This is a genomic window from Spirosoma humi, from assembly GCF_054776575.1.
On record NZ_BAAHBR010000017.1, the window covers coordinates 51884 to 69612 of the forward strand.

The 17729-nt window shown below is 52.0% G+C and carries 14 protein-coding genes; 3 read left to right on the forward strand and 11 right to left on the reverse strand.

The genetic code is table 11. From position 1 onward, the window contains the following. Positions 1-112: 112 nt before the first annotated feature. Positions 113-577: a nucleotidyltransferase gene (locus tag ACYU8Y_RS22460; RefSeq protein WP_460940374.1), complete on the forward strand. Its 465-nt coding sequence runs from the start codon at positions 113-115 to the stop codon at positions 575-577. A gap of 27 nt (positions 578-604) precedes the next feature. On the opposite strand, the gene mraY is transcribed toward ACYU8Y_RS22460, so the two are convergent. The 6 genes from mraY to ACYU8Y_RS22490 form a co-directional block, all read right to left on the reverse strand. Next, entirely contained in the window at positions 605-1813 is a 1209-nt protein-coding gene (gene mraY, locus ACYU8Y_RS22465; RefSeq protein ID WP_460940375.1) for a phospho-N-acetylmuramoyl-pentapeptide-transferase, read from the reverse strand. A gap of 106 nt (positions 1814-1919) precedes the next feature. Continuing rightward, a complete protein-coding gene (locus ACYU8Y_RS22470) occupies positions 1920-3398 on the reverse strand; it encodes a UDP-N-acetylmuramoyl-L-alanyl-D-glutamate--2,6-diaminopimelate ligase (protein WP_460940376.1) in 1479 nt (492 codons plus the stop codon). A gap of 229 nt (positions 3399-3627) precedes the next feature. Then, complete coding sequence (locus tag ACYU8Y_RS22475) at positions 3628-5760, reverse strand: penicillin-binding protein (RefSeq protein WP_460940377.1); 2133 nt, start codon at positions 5758-5760, stop codon at positions 3628-3630. Then, on the reverse strand, positions 5750-6148 hold the full coding sequence (locus ACYU8Y_RS22480; protein ID WP_460940378.1) for an FtsL-like putative cell division protein: 399 nt from the start codon (positions 6146-6148) through the stop codon (positions 5750-5752). The genes ACYU8Y_RS22475 and ACYU8Y_RS22480 overlap by 11 nt, the downstream gene beginning before the upstream one ends. A 93-nt stretch (positions 6149-6241) precedes the next feature. Continuing rightward, a complete protein-coding gene (locus tag ACYU8Y_RS22485) occupies positions 6242-7735 on the reverse strand; it encodes a M20/M25/M40 family metallo-hydrolase (protein WP_460940379.1) in 1494 nt (497 codons plus the stop codon). A gap of 189 nt (positions 7736-7924) precedes the next feature. Next, the gene (locus tag ACYU8Y_RS22490) at positions 7925-8632 is read right to left on the reverse strand and encodes a DUF3431 domain-containing protein (RefSeq protein WP_460940380.1); all 708 of its coding nucleotides are present in this window, start codon (positions 8630-8632) and stop codon (positions 7925-7927) included. A gap of 192 nt (positions 8633-8824) precedes the next feature. On the opposite strand from ACYU8Y_RS22490, the gene ACYU8Y_RS22495 reads away from it, so the two are divergent. Next, complete coding sequence (locus ACYU8Y_RS22495) at positions 8825-10909, forward strand: S9 family peptidase (protein ID WP_460941201.1); 2085 nt, start codon at positions 8825-8827, stop codon at positions 10907-10909. Positions 10910-11191: 282 nt separating this feature from the next. Beyond that, positions 11192-13165: a glycoside hydrolase family 127 protein gene (locus ACYU8Y_RS22500; protein WP_460940381.1), complete on the forward strand. Its 1974-nt coding sequence runs from the start codon at positions 11192-11194 to the stop codon at positions 13163-13165. A 58-nt stretch (positions 13166-13223) separates the two neighbouring features. Here ACYU8Y_RS22500 and ACYU8Y_RS22505 read toward each other — a convergent pair whose 3' ends face one another. From ACYU8Y_RS22505 to ACYU8Y_RS22525, 5 genes are all read right to left on the reverse strand, one after another. Continuing rightward, positions 13224-14216: an aldo/keto reductase gene (locus ACYU8Y_RS22505; RefSeq protein WP_460940382.1), complete on the reverse strand. Its 993-nt coding sequence runs from the start codon at positions 14214-14216 to the stop codon at positions 13224-13226. A 97-nt stretch (positions 14217-14313) separates the two neighbouring features. Then, positions 14314-14910: a hypothetical protein gene (locus tag ACYU8Y_RS22510; RefSeq protein WP_460940383.1), complete on the reverse strand. Its 597-nt coding sequence runs from the start codon at positions 14908-14910 to the stop codon at positions 14314-14316. Between the two features lie 108 nt (positions 14911-15018). Further along, positions 15019-15306 (reverse strand): hypothetical protein, encoded by a 288-nt coding sequence (locus tag ACYU8Y_RS22515; RefSeq protein ID WP_460940384.1) that lies wholly within the window; start codon positions 15304-15306, stop codon positions 15019-15021. 253 nt (positions 15307-15559) lie between these two features. Then, positions 15560-16714: a glycerate kinase gene (locus tag ACYU8Y_RS22520; protein WP_460940385.1), complete on the reverse strand. Its 1155-nt coding sequence runs from the start codon at positions 16712-16714 to the stop codon at positions 15560-15562. Positions 16715-16724: 10 nt separating this feature from the next. Next, positions 16725-17681 carry a D-2-hydroxyacid dehydrogenase gene (locus tag ACYU8Y_RS22525; RefSeq protein WP_460940386.1) on the reverse strand — a complete coding sequence of 319 codons (957 nt, stop codon included), beginning with the start codon at positions 17679-17681 and terminating at the stop codon, positions 16725-16727. Positions 17682-17729: the final 48 nt, after the last annotated feature.

The following is a 17729-nucleotide window of genomic DNA, read 5'->3' on the forward strand; positions in this document are numbered from 1 at the left end:
TTTGCTGACCGGCTAAAGGTGGCTGCTTATTTGAATAGTATCGCTTTTCGGTACGATATAAATACCCCTCCTTCCTTAGACCGCACTGCTTTTTCCACTCGAAAACACGAAAATGGCTGATCTATTTAATGTAGATTTCCAGGATTTTCTGATAGCCTTACAGAAACGAAAGGTCCTCTATGTATTGGTTGGCGGGTATTCTGTAATTCTACACGGCTACAGCCGGACCACAGGTGATATGGATATTCTGGTTGAAAAAACCGTTGAAAATTATGGGCGCATTGTTGACGCATTTCTGGATTTTGGCATGCCAACGTTCGATATGACTGCTGATAATTTTCTTGGCAATCCAGCTTTTGATGTGTTTACATTTGGTCGGCAACCTGTAGCTATTGACATTTTGACCGCAATCAAAGGGCTCACATTTACGGAGGTTTTTGCCCATTCTTCCGAAGTAGAGGTGGATGGACTAACGATACGGCTTATCCACTACAATCATCTTATTCGTGCAAAAGAAGCGGCTGGACGACCAAGAGACTTGAACGATATAGAACAATTAAGGAAGAGTCGCGAATAAGAATCTTGACCCTTCTTTAATGAGTTACTACCGCAGCTTCAGCGTCGCTAAGGCCAGTACTGCCAAGATAATACCGACGATCCAGAAGCGCGTGACGAGCTTGGCTTCGTGGTACCCTTTTTTCTGGAAATGGTGGTGCAGGGGTGACATCAGGAAGATTCGCCTGCCTTCCCCATACTTGCGTTTCGTGTATTTAAAATAACTGACCTGCATGATCACCGAAACCAGCTCGACCAGAAAAATGCCGCAAATAATGGGAATCATCAGCTCCTTTCGAATGGCTAAAAACAACACCGCAATAACGCCCCCCAACATCAAACTGCCCGTGTCGCCCATAAATACCTGGGCAGGGTAGGAGTTGTACCACAAAAACCCGACGCAGGCTCCCACAAAGGCCGCACAGAAGATTACCAGCTCGCCCGAATTCGGGATGTACATGATGTTGAGGTATTGCGAGAAAACCTTGTTACCCGATAGGTAGGCCAGTACCCCAATCGTAAGGCCAATGATGACAGACGTTCCGGCGGCCAGCCCGTCGATACCGTCCGTGATGTTCGCTCCGTTCGAGACGGCCGTAATAATGAAGATGCAGATAATGACGTAAATGATCCACGTATAACTATCCGGCACCAACCCGAACAGCAGCGAGTGATAGTCGAATTCATTGTTCTTTATGAACGGAACCGTTGTCAGCGTGGACTTGATGTCGGTGTACACGTCCGGTACGTTGGAGGTGCTGAGTAGCCGAGGAGCGTAGACCCGAATTTTGACGGAGTCATTAAAGTACAGGGTTAAGCCAACAATCAGCCCCAGACCAACCTGTCCAACCACTTTGAACTTCCCTTCCAGCCCTTCTTTGTTCTTCTTGAAAACCTTGATATAGTCGTCGAGGAAACCAATCAAACCGGTCCAGACGGTTGATACAAGTGCCAGTATCACATAGACGTTTGACAGTTTGGCAAACAACAGGGCGGGAATTAGCAGAGATGCCAGGATGATAAAGCCGCCCATGGTAGGCGTACCGCGTTTTTGGAGCTGGCCTTCCAGTCCCAGATCGCGAATCGACTCACCAATTTGCAGATTACGCAACGTGTCGATGATGCGTCGACCGAAAATAGCCGCGATGAGCAGGGAAGTAATAACAGCGCCGAGTGCCCGGAAAGAAATATATTGGAAAACTCCCGCGCCGGGGAAGTTGTAGCGTTCGTCAAGAAACTGAAAGAGGTAATAGAGCATGATGGCGAATGATTGAATGATTGAATGATTGAGTGATTGAATAGAGCACAGGCAATTATTCAATCACTCAATCATTCAATCATTCAAAATTGTATATGGACCAAAGTTACTGATTTCGACGTTCTGTAAAAGCTTCCCGCAGGACAACCCGATCATCGAAGTCATATTTAACGCCTTTTATCTCCTGATAGGTCTCGTGGCCTTTGCCGGCTATCAAAATAATATCGTGCGGACGCGCGAGGGCAACGGCCCGACGGATGGCCTCGTGCCGGTCCTGTATCATTATTGTTTTCTTAACGTCAACCGGAGAAACACCCGCCTGCATCTGTTCCAGAATTGCCATTGGATCTTCGTTGCGGGGGTTGTCGGAGGTCAGAATGACCTGGTTGCTCAACCGGCACGCTATGTCGGCCATAATCGGGCGTTTGGCCGCATCCCGGTTGCCTCCGCAGCCAACCACGGTGATGACCTGTGGCAGATAGTCCTGTTCATCAGTCGTGCGTAACTCATTGATCGTTTCCAGAACATTCAGCAGGGCATCGGGGGTGTGGGCATAATCCACAATACCTACAATCTGGTCATCGGAAACCACTTGCTCGAAACGGCCCGATGGGGGCGTAATGCCCGATAACGACGTCAGGACTTCAGTCGGGTCTTCGCCCAGTAACAGAGCGGTTCCGTATACACTCAGCAGGTTGTACGCATTGAAACGGCCAATGAGCTTGAACCAGACCTCGCGTTCGTCGACAAGCATATTGAGCCCAAACAGGCTGTCGGCAATGATTTTCCCCTTAAATGTAGCCAGGGTTTGAAGGGAATACGTTTCTTTTCGGGCAGCCGTATTCTGAAGCATCACCAAACCACGCTTATCGTCTACATTGGTGAGGGCAAAGGCGGCTGCCGGAAGCTGATCAAAAAAACCTTTTTTCGCCCGTATGTACTTATCGAACGTTCCGTGAAAATCAAGGTGATCGTGCGTGATATTGGTGAAAATACCGCCCGCAAACGTTAGTCCGGCGATACGCTCCTGTACGACCGCATGCGAACTGACCTCCATAAACACATGCGTACAGCCGTGCGCCAGCATTCGGGTGAGTAGTTGATTTGTCGTGATGACATCGGGCGTTGTGTGGGTGGCGGGTATTACCTCGTCGTCAATCTGGTTCTGGACCGTCGAGAGAAGTCCACAACGGTAGCCTAACGAACGGAACAGCCGGAAGAGCAGCGTGGCTACAGAAGTTTTGCCATTTGTACCGGTGACACCGACCAGCTTTACTTTTTTCGAGGGCTGATCATAAAAGTTGGCTGCCGCAAAACCCATCGTTCTGGCCGAGTCCTGCACCCGAACATAGCTTACGTTGGCGTCGATAGCTGCCGGAAGCTCTTCGCACAAGATGGCGCTGGCCCCCTGCAGAATGGCAGTTTCTATATACGAATGTCCGTCGGTAAGGGTGCCGCGTACGGCAATGAACAAACTGCCTGGTCCGACTTTGCGCGAGTCCATGGTCAGGCTCGTTACGTCGGTGTTCATGCTGCCGGATGTCGCCAGCAGCGGAATTTTATAAAAGAGATCTTTGAGTTGCATTCGCGGGGTGAACGAACAACGGGTTCGCTTGCTATATGCAAAAAAACAGATTAGGGTCAGGACTACCTAATTTTGACGCTGAGTCTGTTTAAACTTTTACGTGATATTCCTTTCTGTCATTCTGACGCAGGAAGAATCTTCGGGTGCTGTAAAAATTTCCTCATCCGAAGATTGCTCCTGCGTCGCAATGACAAAAAAAACGTTTAGCGAATTCCTTGTCTGACAAGAATTACCCCAGCGTCAGGGTTATTACCTTTCCGGTCGTTTTATCGGTTTCCTGGCCCGGCGTTATCGACTGCTCTTTTACTTTCCCCCGCCCTTCGACCAGTACCCGGAAGCCGCGATTTTCGAGCAGGAACAACGCATCGCGCAGGGGCAGGCCCCGCACATCGGGAACGCGGTCGGCGCGGGTTGGCCGACCTTTCCAGCGCCCGTTTGGCGTTGTTTCAACCCAGCCTTCGGTCGATGGCTCGTTGGGCAGGTTCAGGGCCGAACTGATCGTATGGATATCATCGGCGTAGCCCGCTACCAAATCAGTCGACGAATTGGGTTGTGATACGTTGGCGCGAATTGGCGCGTGCATCTGATAATCGTAAGCAACAATCCGATCTGCTACGGCCTTGAAGACCGGTGCCGACACGGCTCCCGCATACAAGCTACCCTTATTTTCGCCCTGCTGTGGGTTATCAACCACCGCAATCATGCTATACTTGGGGTTGTTGGCCGGAAAATAACCGATGAACGATGTATAATAACGCCCTACCTGATACTGTCCGTCGATAACTTTCTGGGCGGTGCCTGTTTTCCCCGCAATCGCATAAAATGGGTTGTTAATGTGTTTGGCCGTTCCATGTTCGACAACACCCCGCAACAACTCCTGTGCCTTACGCGCCGTTTCTTTTGAGCAGATGGGATCGGGAGCGATGTAAGGTTTATTGTCCTCAATAAGCTCATCGGCTAGTTTGATTTGCTTAACGATAACTGGACGAACCCACCGGCCTCCGTTGGCGACGGCATTGTAGAAGGCCAGCATCTGCAACGGGGTAATCTGCATTTCATAGCCGTAGCACATCGACGTTAGCGATACTTTGCTCCAGCCTTTCATGTCAGGATTGCGCACAACGGGCATGGCCTCGCCTTTCATGTGAATACCCGTGGGCTGGGTCAGGTGAAACTTGCGCAGGTAGCGGCAATAGAGGTCGGGGCGCTTGTAGAAATAACTGCGCATCAGCAAATGCGTACCGATGTTCGATGATTTCTCAAATACCTGACGGGCAGTGAGCGTACCCGAGCCACCGCCGTTGGAATCTACGATTTTCAGTCCGTTGTACTTAACCGCATGCTGGCCTGTTTCAACCGTCTGATTGAGCGAAATCGCTTTTTCTTCCATCAGAGCCATCATGGTAGCCAGCTTGAATGTAGAGCCGGGGTCGGTTCGGCCAGCCAGCGCGTGGTTGAAATTCTCAACGTAGCGATCGCCACCGGCGTTGCTTTTTACTTTGGTCAGGTTAGCCATCGCACGAATTTCGCCCGTGGCCACTTCCATCACAATAACGCAGCCCTTCGATGCACTGTACTTTTCCAGTGTTGACCGGAGCGCCGATTCGGCCATATCCTGGTAGTTGACATCAATGGTCGTGTATAAATCCATGCCCGGTTCGGGGCGCATCTCGGGGCCATCGTCAACGGGTTTCCGGATTCCTCCCGATAGTACTTCCACCAGACCAACCGCATTTCGGCCTGCCAGGGCTGGTTGAAAACTAGCCTCCAGGCCAATCAGGCCGCGCCCCGTTTTGGCGTTGAGGTTACCAATCGTGCGTTCGGCCATCTGGTCGTATGGGTGGTAACGTTCGTAGTAGGGGCGGAGGACGCCACCCCGGGCTGCAACTTTGTTGGAAGACCGGAAAAACGGCCACTTAAGCATTTGCTGCCGCTCCTGAAACGTGACCCGCCGGCGGTTGAGCAGCACATACCGGCGTTTGTGGGCGCGGGCATCCCGAACAAGGTCCGTATAGTCGCGCGCCGAGCGATCCCGGTAAATTCGGGATAGCAGCAAGCCCAGGGAGTCTACCTTTTTGTTGAAGTATTCGGGTTTGGCCATCGTGGGGTCCAGACCAACTACATACGTTGGCAGCGAAGTCGCCAGCAGGCTGCCATCATTCGCGTAGATATTGCCCCGCATCGCCCGCACGGTGTCCCGCTGAATCAGGGTGGCAGCTACCCGTTCCCGCCAGAATTTTCCTTTCAGGTCTTTCTTGAAATACTGCACCGAAACGAGCCGGATCACGACACCAACGGCCAGGAAAATGACAATGTAAAAGACGTGATTCGCCCGTTGGATGATATCCTGCTTAATGTTCATCGGTCTTGACCACTATTTTATGGGGTGGCGTCTGGCTATCGGCCAGGCCGAGCGTCGCCACACGTTTACTGATTTCGGATTGTTTGCCGCTCTTGTTAAAGTCGGCCTGCAGAACCGTAAACTGCGATCGTAATTCATCGACCTGAGCTTTGGCGCGTTGGGTTCGCCGGACCAGTCGTTCGGCGTTATGGTTCAGGCCAATGTAGAGGATTAGCAGAAAAGTGACCCACAGAATGCGGTCAATGTGCTGAATTGGCCAGGCGTTATCTTCCCCAAACAGACGGTCTAACCCAATGAATTCATTGAGCCAGGATGCCAGTTTAAGCTTACGCCGTTGTTTTTTCTGTTTGGCTATACGCTCGGGTTGCCGGAAGGTATTTTTAGCCATGATGGGTTAGGGTACGATGTCTGTACAAAGAAACAAAATCATCGTGAGGGGTCCCTCTCGGTCGTAGCTAAATTTTGTAAAATCCGAGTTAACTTACTCTTTCCAGCGCCACTCGTTGGCAATTTGCAGGGGCGTGCGGAGCCCTTGTGTCACCAGGTAATCGCGGGTTTGCGTATCCGTTTGCCGGTGCGCCGGAATGTCATCGGCGTCGGCCAGGGCGTAAAGCAGCATGGACGAATACCGAACCGTGTTTTTTAACTGGTTGGCATTGACGAGGTTAATGCGGTCGCAGTTGGCATGGTAGCAGTCGAGTACCTCTCTGGACAGATGCCCATTCATACCCACTACCGGAACGCCCTCCAGCATAAAGGGCTGATGGTCGGAGTGCAGCCCGGCCTGGTTTTCCATTTGATTGGGGAAGGCCGGTTCGACTTCTTTCATCGTTTCGCCGATGGTGTTCAAAAACGAAACCATATCGGAGCGGCCAAAGGCGTTCAGGCCGGTCGGGTCATTGGTCATGTCAAGGTTCATCATGTAACGTACCTTGTCCAGTTCACCCGATTTTTTTAGTTTTTCGACCATCGCCCGTGAGCCCAGCAGACCCTGTTCTTCACCCATAAACAAGACGAACTCCACGGTGCGCTTGGGCTTTAATTTCAGGGCTTTGAACGTGCGGGCAATGTCCATAATGGCAAAGGAACCAATGCCGTTGTCGATAGCACCCGTGGCCAGATCCCAGGAGTCCAGATGGCCACCAACAATAATTTTTTCGTCGGGATAGGTAGAGCCTCTCAGGGTCGCCACCACGTTACGAGCCCGTATTTTTCGGCTCGTATTGGTCATGTGAATCTGTGCGTGTAGTTTTTCCGGTTCTTCCTGCATCCACGCCCGCAGGGCCTGACCACTTTCAAGAGAAATACAAACCGACGGAATGGAGATCAGCTTGCCCGTTACGGAAGCCGTTCCGGTTAACAACACATTTCCCGCCACCAGATTGACCATGATGACGCCCGTGGCTCCGTATTGAATAGCGAGGGCGGTTTTCTCCGATCGATGCAGGTTTCGGGCACCCTGCGTTGGGGACGATAAACCAATGTTCACCAACGCGACTTTCCCCTTCAACTTGTTTTTTAGAGCCGCAAAATCGCCTTCCAGTCCATTACCCACATCAACGATTTCGCCCTGTACGTGGGCTTCTACGGGCGAATGGGCCAGGGCTACTACCGGAACATCCCGGAAATTGTCGCTCTTGTTGGGGACAATAGCCAGCGTAACCGTATCACGCATCCACGACTCTACCTCGAATGGTTCGTAGCGAATTTCCTTAAATCCATACGATGACAGCAGGTTGAACGCATACGCTTCGGCACGGGCACCGTTAGGACTTCCCGTTAGTCGATGACCTACCCGTTGTGAGGCATCGGCCAGGGTTTCATAAGCGCGGCTATGTTCGATTACTTCCGCGTTTATGCGGGTAAACGCCTTCCGAAAGGCGAGTGTACCAGGGTAAAAAGCCGTTAATGTACTGGCCGTGCCGATACAGAGTAAGACGAGTCGAAAACGAGGCACGTAAAATGTGCGGGCCATGGGAAGACAGATGGAAGAGTGCCTGTTTAAAACGAATAATTGATTTAGATGCCGAAAGAGTAGACGCAAAGTAGGGGTAAAGCGTTCGTCTATTTCAAGAAAAATATATAATTCAGAAATAAGGGCCTGTTTTCAATTTACTTTTTATTTAAAGGTCCACCGTTGGGCCATGGATACGCGGTAAACCCTTTACGGAAATTGACCGGGCTGCTGGTGTTTCATCGGTTTCAGGTAAACGGTTTGGCGTTCTGCCAGCCAGTCCGGGTCGATACCAACTACACCAAACACCCGATCCCAGCTCCGCTCGAAACAGTGGGCCGCATCCGGAAACGAAACCGAGACGTTCAGGGCATGTGCATAGAAGGAAAGCGGTCGGTTTTGAATAAGGGTTTTGTGAACGGCAAACTGAGCACCCAGCACGAAGGTATATAAATCGGGCCCATCGGTGCCAAACAACGTGCGATGAAATCCGAGCAAATCAAGGCTTCGTCCATCCTCGTTTTTACTCCAGGGGACAAAGAGCCGACGTCCCTGGTTATCGTCGGTGTCGATCAGATGCCCAAACCATCGGAATTGCGTTTGCTGGGTTCGGCTGGCGGTAGGCCCGGTATCATCCAGGTGTTCCGAGGCAAACTCCCTGACCGTTTTCTTGAAATCATACGCATGATCGAATGGCTTTCCCTGGCAGAAAACCGTCCATTCGGCCAGCGAGTCATAGCGACTGACGAGGTGGTGCAAGTACGTATGCGCTTCCCGACCGATGTTGGGCAGAGGAAGGGTTTGAGGCTCGGCGATGGGCTCCGGACTCTTGGTGTAAACCGTTTTGCGGACCTCGGCAGGAAGGTTACGCAACCAATTGAGGTTCTCCGTATAATGAGCAACAACGAGTTCGAGCATGGAATCATGACCGTCATGAACAGACCGGTTCGCAAAGATCGCGAAGAAATTAATGGTCTCTTTGTGCCTTCGGCTAACCGTTACGCCCAAACAACCATTATTTTTACGGAAGAACTTCCGAAACAACCTGAAACGACGTCCCCCATGAAACGGACTTGTCTACTTTTCATTACTTCTCTCACGCTATATAGCATGGCTCAGGCACAACCCGTTACACCGCCCAAAGCGGCTGTAAAACCCAAAGAACTGATTACGAACGGTCATAAACGAATCGACAATTATTATTACCTCAACGAACGCGAAAATCCGGAGGTCATCAAGTACCTGAACGCTGAAAATACCTACCTCGACCAGGTGCTGGCTCCCGTCAAAGACCTGCGCGCTAAGCTGTTCGACGAAATGAAAGGGCGAATTAAGCAGCAGGACGAATCGGTGCCGTATAAAGAAGGCGCTTATTATTATTACACCCGATTCATTACGGGGGGCGAGTACCCGATTTACTGCCGCCGAAAAGGCTCGATGCAGGGCGCCGAAGAAATCATGTTCGATGGTAACGCGATGGCAAAAGGCCATAACTATTACCAGATCGGTGGGTTTGAGGTGTCGGACAACGATGAGCTGGCCATTTTTGCTGAAGATACCGTGAGCCGTCGGCTCTATACATTGCGGGTGAAAAACCTGAAAACGGGTAAGCTCTACGCCGAAGCCATTCCAAACACCGAAGCCGGAAGTTTTGCCTGGGCAACCGACAACAAGACGCTGTTTTACGTCAAAAAAGACCCACAAACGCTGCTTGGCTATCAGGTCTATCGGCACGTGTTGGGCACCGACTCGAAAAGCGATGTGCTGGTTTATGAAGAAAAAGACAACCAGTTCTACATGGGGCTAGGGCGCTCGAAATCGAAAAAATACATCGAGATAAGTTCCGACCATAATGGCGTAGCCACGGAATATCAGCTCTTGGAAGCTAGCAAACCCACCGGACACTTTACCACATTCCTGCCTCGCCAGAAAGGGCACGAGTATGACATTGTCCATTACAAAGACAAGTTTTACGTACGCACCAACTGGAAGGCCGAGAACTTCCGGCTGATGGAAGTGCCCGAAGGAAAAACGACGGACCGGACGGCGTGGAAAGAAGTCATTGCCCACCGGCCGGATGTGTATCTGGCCAATATGGATGTGTTTGCCAAGCACCTGGTGTTGGGCGAACGCAAAGCGGGCCTGACCAACATTCGGGTGATCAATCAGCTTACTAAAGCTGATGAATACCTCGATTTTGGCGAGCCAGCCTACGTAGCGGGCATTAGCTATAACCCTGATTTCAATACCAATGTGCTGCGCTACAGCTATTCGTCGCTGACGACGCCTAACTCCACCTTCGATTACAACATGGATACGAAGGTGAAAACGCTTAAGAAACAGCAGGAGGTTTTGGGCGGTTTCGATAAGGACAATTACGTGTCGGAGCGATTTTTTGTGACGGCCCGCGACGGCGCAAAAGTGCCCGTGTCGTTGGTATATCGGAAGGGCACCAAGAAAGACGGCTCGGCTCCATTGCTTCAGTACGCCTACGGCTCCTACGGTTACTCAACCGATCCGGGGTTCAGTTCAACGCGTTTGAGCCTGCTGGACCGGGGATTCATTTTTGCCATTGCGCACATCCGGGGCGGCCAGGAAATGGGCCGCCGTTGGTACGAAGATGGCAAGATGCTCAAAAAGAAAAACACGTTCAACGACTTCGTTGACGTGTCGGAGTACCTAATCAAGAACAAATACACCAATACCGACAAACTCTTTGCCATGGGGGGCAGCGCGGGTGGATTACTCATGGGTGCCGTTATCAATCAGGCTCCGCAACTCTACCGGGGCGTGGTGGCGGCTGTTCCCTTCGTCGATGTGGTGACGACCATGCTCGACGAAAGCATTCCGCTCACAACGGGCGAGTTTGAGGAATGGGGCAATCCGAAGAACAAGGAATACTACGACTACATGCTGTCGTATTCACCTTACGACAATGTCGAGAAGAAGGCTTATCCGAACCTCCTCGTGACAACGGGACTGCACGATTCGCAGGTGCAGTATTGGGAGCCGGCAAAATGGGTAGCCAAGCTTCGGGTCATGAAAACGAATACTAATCCCGGCGAGGAAACGCAACTGTTGCTGCATACCAACATGGAAGCGGGTCATGGTGGCGCATCGGGCCGGTTTGAGGCTCTGAAAGAGATCGCCCTAGAGTATGCGTTCATTCTCAATCTGGTCGGTGAGCGGCAGTAAAGCAGGAGTCAGGATGGCTCCATTCGGGAATGGGCAGTTGGCCGGCGTTCCATACCGGATGCTATTGGCTGTACCTGAACAGGGCTTCTGTAAATGTTATGTTGTAGATTCTTTTGGGGAGGGGTAGGTTTCGGGTAAAAGCTGCTTACTCCAACTGACCGGGCTAGCGGATAGGCTTATCGTGTTTAGTCTGGGATTAGTTGGTTTAATCGTCAATTCTTCCTCTTGCATAGTGCCGTAACGGGCTAGTGTGCAAGAGGAAAATTTAGAGAGCATACCCCCATGAATCCATCCTACGTGATGCCCCAAACGGCTTTCTTGACACTATTTCTTTTGTGGACAATCGTTGCCCCGGCGCAGGACTACCCCATTGTGCCGGTGCCTTTCACGAGTGTAACGATAAACGGTGGTTTCTGGCAACCCCGCCTAACCACCAACCGGACGGTAACCATTCCGTTCGATTTTAAGAAATGCGAGGAAACGGGCCGGATTAGCAACTTCGCTATTGCCGGGGGGCTCGCCAAAGGGACGTTTCGTGGGCTACGATACGACGACTCCGATGTGTTCAAAGTCGTGGAGGGTGCTTCCTATTCCCTCCAGACAAAATATGATCCTCAACTGGATCGGTATCTGGATAGCCTGATTACACTTTTTGCCGCAGCCCAGGAGCCGGATGGCTATTTATACACCATCCGTACGATTCTGAAAGACAGCACGAATAAAAAAGATAACCAGGCGGGGCCAACGCGGTTTTCGTACGTAGCCGGGAGTCATGAACTCTACAACGTGGGGCATATGTACGAAGCGGCCGTTGCCCATTTTCTGGCGACAGGCAAGCGATCATTTCTGAATGTGGCCCTGAAAAATGCCGATTACCTCATGCGGACCATCGGTCCCGACAAGCTGATCGTTGTGCCGGGGCATCAGGAAATCGAGCTTGGACTGGTCAAACTCTACCGGGTTACAAACGACAAACGATACCTGGATTTCGCCCGTTTTCTGCTTGACATGCGTGGACGTTCCGACAAGCGAACCCTCTTCCCCGATCCGGCCAATTCGGGTCAGGGGGCCAGTTACTTACAGGATCAGGTGCCGGTTACCCAGCAGAAAGAGGCCGTTGGGCATGCCGTGCGGGCGGGGTATATGTATGCCGCCATGAGCGACATTGCGGCCATTCAGCAGGACAAAGCCTATATGAATGCCCTGCTGGCCATTTGGAGCGACGTCGTTGAGCGCAAACAATACCTGACGGGTGGCCTGGGTGCCCGCGGTCATGGCGAAGCATTCGGCGCGGCCTACGAGTTACCCAACGATGTTGCCTATGCCGAAACCTGCGCGGCCGTCGCCAATATGCTGTGGAATCACCGCATGTTTCTGCTGACGGGCGAATCAAAATACATGGATGTGTTTGAGCGGGTCCTTTACAACGGGTTTTTGTCGGGCGTTTCGCTCGAAGGCGATTCATTTTTTTACGTCAACCCACTGGCTTCCGACGGCCAGCGCAAGTTCAACGTAGGGCAGGCCGCTACCCGCGCGCCCTGGTTCGGTACATCCTGCTGCCCGACCAACGTCGTACGGTTTATGCCATCGCTGCCCGGTTATGTGTATGCCACAAAAGGGGATAACCTGTTTGTCAACCTGTTTCTGACCAACCAATCAAAGCTGGTTGTCAATGGAAAGCCGGTGAAAATCCAGCAGACGACGAACTATCCCTGGGACGGTAAGGTGTCGGTAACGGTTCGGCCGGAGAAGGCGCAGCCGTTCACGCTCCAGATTCGGATGCCAGGCTGGGCGTCGGGAAAACCCATGCCCGGTCGCTTATATAGCTACGTGAACAAGGCGTCGAAACCGCTGATCCTGCGGGTAAACGGCCAGGTGGTCAAGTATACGGTCGACAATGGCTATGCCAAAGTTAGCAGGACCTGGAAACCCGGCGACCGGCTTGACTGGACGCTGGACATGCCCGTTCGGGAAGTAAAAGCGGATGAACAGGTGGCCGATGATCATCATAAAGTAGCCATTGAGCGCGGCCCTATTCTGTATTGTGCCGAAGGCGTCGACAACGGTGGGAAAGCCCTGACCCTGGCGATTCCGGCTGGTATGACGTTCACCCCAACGCTGCAGCCCGAAAAGCTGGGCGGTATTGTGTCGCTGTCGGGCAACGCGCCCGGCCGTTCGCTCAACCTGATTCCCTACTATGCCTGGTCGCACCGGGGACCCAATGAAATGGCGGTTTGGTTTGGACAGGTAAACTAAAGCGTTGCGGCATCATCTTATCGATGACGACACAACGCTTCTTCACGAGTGTATCGAACTACACAAGCTTCACGGCTTCCAACTGCTGGTTGATAAACTCAACCTCGTCCGCTGCCAGTTGAATATCGATGGCTTTCGCATTCTGGACGGCTTGTTCGGCATTGCGGGCTCCCACCAGCGCCACCGTAATGCCGGGATGTTGGATGGTCCAGCGAATGACCAACTGACTCAAACTGGCGTTTTTACTATCGGCCAATGGCTTTATCTTTTGCAGAAAGTCGTCGGTTTGTTTAATGTTTTCTTCCTTAAAGAACCGGTAACCTGCGCGGTGATCGCCTTCGGCAAACTGATGGCCGGGCTTGATTTTGCCCGTCAGCAGTCCACGTTCCATCGGACTGTAAGCCAGAATGGCCTTTTTGTTCTCGATGCAGTAGGGTACGAGTTCTTCTTCAATTCCCCGATTGATCATGCTGAACGGTACCTGATTCGATGCAAGGTTGAGAACCGTTTCCGCCTGTTTCATCTGGTCGACGCTGTAATTGCTTACCCCGGCCTGGCGAACCTTGCCCTGCTCGATCAGCCGAAGTACGGCTTCCATGCTTTCCTCAATAGGCGTGGTTACGTCGGGCCAGTGCATCTGGTACAGGTCGATGTAATCGGTGCCTAACCGTTTCAAGCTGTCTTCGCATTCTTTGATGATGCTTTCCTTGCCGGAATACTTGTAGACATCGATCGGGTTTCCGTCGTTGTCCTGACTTTTGAAACCGAAATCGCCCTTGGCCACATCCCAGCGCATACCATATTTAGTCAGGATTTGTACTTTGTCGCGGGGAATGCCTTTGATGGCTTCTCCCACAATCTCTTCACTCGTGCCCTGCCCATAAACCGGAGCCGTATCGATGGATGTAACGCCCAGATCATACGAAGCCCGAATGGCATCAATAGCCCCCTGGCGCTCGGTTCCGCCCCACATCCAGCCGCCAGCGGCCCAGGCCCCGAACGTAATAGCGGAAACGCTTAACTCTGATTCTCCCAGTTTTCTGTATTCCATAGGTTGTATAACAATGCTTATTCGCTCTTACCAACGGCTGGCGCGCTGTTTTGTTAAACCAGCTCGCGAGCTGATTGGAATTTGTGCGATAGACCAGCTAAAAGCGATGACCCAGGGTTAGACCTGCTATCGAGCTAAAGCCTGCCTGGTTTAAATTTGCGATTCCCACTCTTCCAGCCAGTGTCGTGCGGGGTGTAAAGGCGTATTCGTATTCACCTCTGATGTGGTAACCAAAATTCGTTTCGTCTATCCGGTTTCGAACAATGGTCACATCGGTTATGGTACCGTTCTGTTGAACGCTGAACTGAGCACTTTGCAGTAAATCGTCTTTGCGGTACCAGATAGAGGGACCTGCCCCTAAACGTAACGCATGTCGACTATGGCGAAGGAAATCAACGGAAACAGTAAAGTCAACGGTCAATCGTTCTCTCGGACGCCCTTCGTCATAAACGTTATTGATAATCAGCCGCCGGTTTTTGATGGAAAGATAGCCCAGACTGCCTTCCAATACGATCCGATCATTGGCGATATGGCGGGCATACCGAGCAACGTATCGGAGCCCAAGATCGTCGGGACCATCCAGGCTCATGTAGTCGACGCCAATGCCGACCGTGTTTTTATAAGGAGCAACCTGCGCGCTTGCCAACGAAAAGCACGTGAGGTAAAGGCCTATAAACAAGCAGTATCTTGCCATACGTTGAGTCGGTTAGTAAACAGAATCAACGTATGGAGTCTAGACAAGGTTTTGCCGGGCATCGCCAGAGGCTGGGCCGGTTAGGCAGTCGGCCTGTTCGTTAGCGCTTCAGGAGCCTTGTTTAGCTTTGCGGTTACGTCCTTTATTTTTGGGCGAATCGCTTTTCGTAACGGGAACCGATGGGTTAACGACCGGCCGGCCACTCTGCCCACTTGCCCCATCGTCTGTGGCACTCATCATAGCCGCGCTGTCGGCCACCGGATTACTGTCTGGCGAGCGCCTGATTGATTTAGGTTGTCCCTTTTTGCTCCGGTTGCCCGCGTTCGTCGTTTGGGCTTCAGCACCAAAAGCCGTTAGCCCAACCAGCAGAGCACTCATGAGTAGTAGCCTTTTCATGTTTGTCGTTTTTTAAGTGGTTACGTTAACCATCAGTATGGTAACTACAAACAGACCAGAAAGGCTATCTCAAAAGGGTATACCGAGCGAATGGCAATTGGTTAGGATGATAAGCCACTTATTACACCGTAATAAACGTATTCTGGCATTTTTGTCATTCTGAGGAACGAAGAATCTTAATGTGTCCTCACACGAGCAAGGACACATTAAGATTCTTCGTTCCTCAGAATGACAAAAAATTCACACAGTTACGCTAAAGCTTTTGGTTAGTGATACCCGTTAAGGCCAATAAATTGCCCAGTTGCCGGGCCGTACGTGTCAGGTTTTGGCGGGTCAGTTGCATAGCCGTTTCTAGGTCAGCCGGTTCATTTCCGATGGCCAGCACTACGTCGAAATACGGGCTCAATACGTCTGGTTCCAACGAAACTTTGCCTGCTAGGCCCAGCACGGGCAGTTTTTTCTGCTTTGCCTGAAACGCGACGCCGAATGGCCCTTTTCCATACAGCGTTTGCTCGTCCAGGCTGCCTTCACCGGTAATGACCAGGTCCGCCTGATCCAGTGCTTTTCCAAAATTCGTAAACGCGAGAAAAAAGTCGATCCCGTTGACCAGGTTTGCATTAAGGAATGTATGAAGCCCCGCGGCTACTCCGCCAGCAGCACCGCCATGCTTTACTTGCGTCATGTCCAGTCCTGTTTGACGGTAAGCGACCTCGGCAAACCGGCGCAGACTGGCGTCCAGCTTATTAACGCTTTCGGGAGTGGCCCCTTTCTGCGGCCCGAAAACAGCCGCCGATCCCTGATTGCCTACCAGCGTATTGTCTACATCGCAAAGGATGGTCACCGTACAGGCTGATAGGCGCGGATCAAGACCGGATACGTCAATGGTTGCCAAATCGGTCAGGCTTTCGGGCGTAGTTAATACCGTCTCGTAAGCCGCCAGGAAGTGGATACCGAGCGCGCGTAAAATGCCGGTGCCCCCGTCTACCGTTGCCGATCCGCCAACAGCCAGTACAATTTCCCGGACGCCCTTGTCGAGCGCCAGCCTGACCAGTTCACCGGTACCGAACGACGTGGCTCGCAGGGGATCCAGCTCGTCGGGCTTGAGTAGCTGAAGCCCCGACGCATTCGCCATTTCGACGACCGCCGTATGCCCGTTGTTTACCAATCCGAAAGACGAGGCTATGGGGCGGCCGAGCGGGTCGTTGACCGTTGCCGGGATGAGCAAGCCATCGTGTCTTTGAATCATCAATGTCCCCGTACCATCGCCCCCGTCGCCAACGGGAAAACACGCGCAAACGCAGTTGAGGTGGCTTTGGGTTAATCCTTGTTCAATGGCCGTCGCTACATCCGTCGCGTTCAGGCTGTGTTTAAACGCATTCGGTGCAATCAGGATGCGGATTGGATCCATAAGAGGCTGGCTAATTGACTACATTAACCGGATTCCCGTTCAAGAATGCCGTCAGGTTCGCGACGGTAATTTGCATAAGCCGCGTGCGGGCTTCCAGCGTGGCCCAGGCAATGTGCGGGGTAATCAGGCAGTTTCTGGCCGTAAACAATGGGTTATCGGCGGCCGGTGGCTCAACCGATAAGACATCAATCCCGGCTCCGGCGATAACGTCCTTGTTCAGGGCATCGGCCAAATCCTTATCGACCACGATGGGCCCTCGCGCGGTGTTTAGCAGAAAGGCGGTAGGCTTCATGCGTGCCAGGTTTTCTTTGTCGATCAGGCCATGGGTGTCGGGCGTGAGGGGCGCGTGAATACTCACCACATCCGATTGCTCCAGCAGCTCCGGGATTTCGGCCCACTTGAAATTCTTACGGTGCGATTGATCCGTATGGTGGCGTTTAGACCCCATAACGTTCATACCAAAAGCCGTGGCCACATCGGCCACACGCTCGCCAATACTACCGAAGCCAATGATGCCCATTGTTTTTCCGGCCAGCTCAATGAGCGGATAATCCCAAAAGCTAAAATCAACTGAGCGAGCCCACTTGCCATCGCGTACAACATCGCTGTGGCGCTGAACGTGCAGGGTCAGTTCGAGGAGCAGGGCGAACGTCAGTTGAACAACCGACGCTGTGCTGTAACCCGGCACATTACTGACGGTGATGCCCTGTTTTCGGGCCACATCGGTATTGACGATGTTATATCCCGTTGCCAGTACGCCAATGAATTTGGCCGATGGTAGCTGGGTCAACAGGGCCTCGTTGAGTGGCGTTTTATTGGTGAAAATGATGTCGGCATCTTTTGCCCGTTCCACCACAGCATCGGGCGACGTTCGGTCGTAAACGGTTAGATCGCCTAATTTCTCCAGATCTTCCCAGGATAAATCGCCCGGATTCAATGTGTATCCATCTAAGACAACAATCTTCATGATTGAGTTTTTCTTGTTTGTGTTGTTGATAAGAGATATGTGAGTCGG

Excerpts from the sequence above, each read along its gene's own strand:
- ACYU8Y_RS22460 (WP_460940374.1), top strand. The coding sequence starts at position 113 with ATGGCTGATCTATTTAATGTAGATTTCCAGGATTTTCTGATAGCCTTA.
- mraY (WP_460940375.1), bottom strand. The coding sequence starts at position 1,813 with ATGCTCTATTACCTCTTTCAGTTTCTTGACGAACGCTACAACTTCCCC.
- ACYU8Y_RS22470 (WP_460940376.1), bottom strand. The coding sequence starts at position 3,398 with ATGCAACTCAAAGATCTCTTTTATAAAATTCCGCTGCTGGCGACATCC.
- ACYU8Y_RS22475 (WP_460940377.1), bottom strand. The coding sequence starts at position 5,760 with ATGAACATTAAGCAGGATATCATCCAACGGGCGAATCACGTCTTTTAC.
- ACYU8Y_RS22480 (WP_460940378.1), bottom strand. The coding sequence starts at position 6,148 with ATGGCTAAAAATACCTTCCGGCAACCCGAGCGTATAGCCAAACAGAAA.
- ACYU8Y_RS22485 (WP_460940379.1), bottom strand. The coding sequence starts at position 7,735 with ATGGCCCGCACATTTTACGTGCCTCGTTTTCGACTCGTCTTACTCTGT.
- ACYU8Y_RS22490 (WP_460940380.1), bottom strand. The coding sequence starts at position 8,632 with ATGCTCGAACTCGTTGTTGCTCATTATACGGAGAACCTCAATTGGTTG.
- ACYU8Y_RS22495 (WP_460941201.1), top strand. The coding sequence starts at position 8,825 with ATGGCTCAGGCACAACCCGTTACACCGCCCAAAGCGGCTGTAAAACCC.
- ACYU8Y_RS22500 (WP_460940381.1), top strand. The coding sequence starts at position 11,192 with ATGAATCCATCCTACGTGATGCCCCAAACGGCTTTCTTGACACTATTT.
- ACYU8Y_RS22505 (WP_460940382.1), bottom strand. The coding sequence starts at position 14,216 with ATGGAATACAGAAAACTGGGAGAATCAGAGTTAAGCGTTTCCGCTATT.
- ACYU8Y_RS22510 (WP_460940383.1), bottom strand. The coding sequence starts at position 14,910 with ATGGCAAGATACTGCTTGTTTATAGGCCTTTACCTCACGTGCTTTTCG.
- ACYU8Y_RS22515 (WP_460940384.1), bottom strand. The coding sequence starts at position 15,306 with ATGAAAAGGCTACTACTCATGAGTGCTCTGCTGGTTGGGCTAACGGCT.
- ACYU8Y_RS22520 (WP_460940385.1), bottom strand. The coding sequence starts at position 16,714 with ATGGATCCAATCCGCATCCTGATTGCACCGAATGCGTTTAAACACAGC.
- ACYU8Y_RS22525 (WP_460940386.1), bottom strand. The coding sequence starts at position 17,681 with ATGAAGATTGTTGTCTTAGATGGATACACATTGAATCCGGGCGATTTA.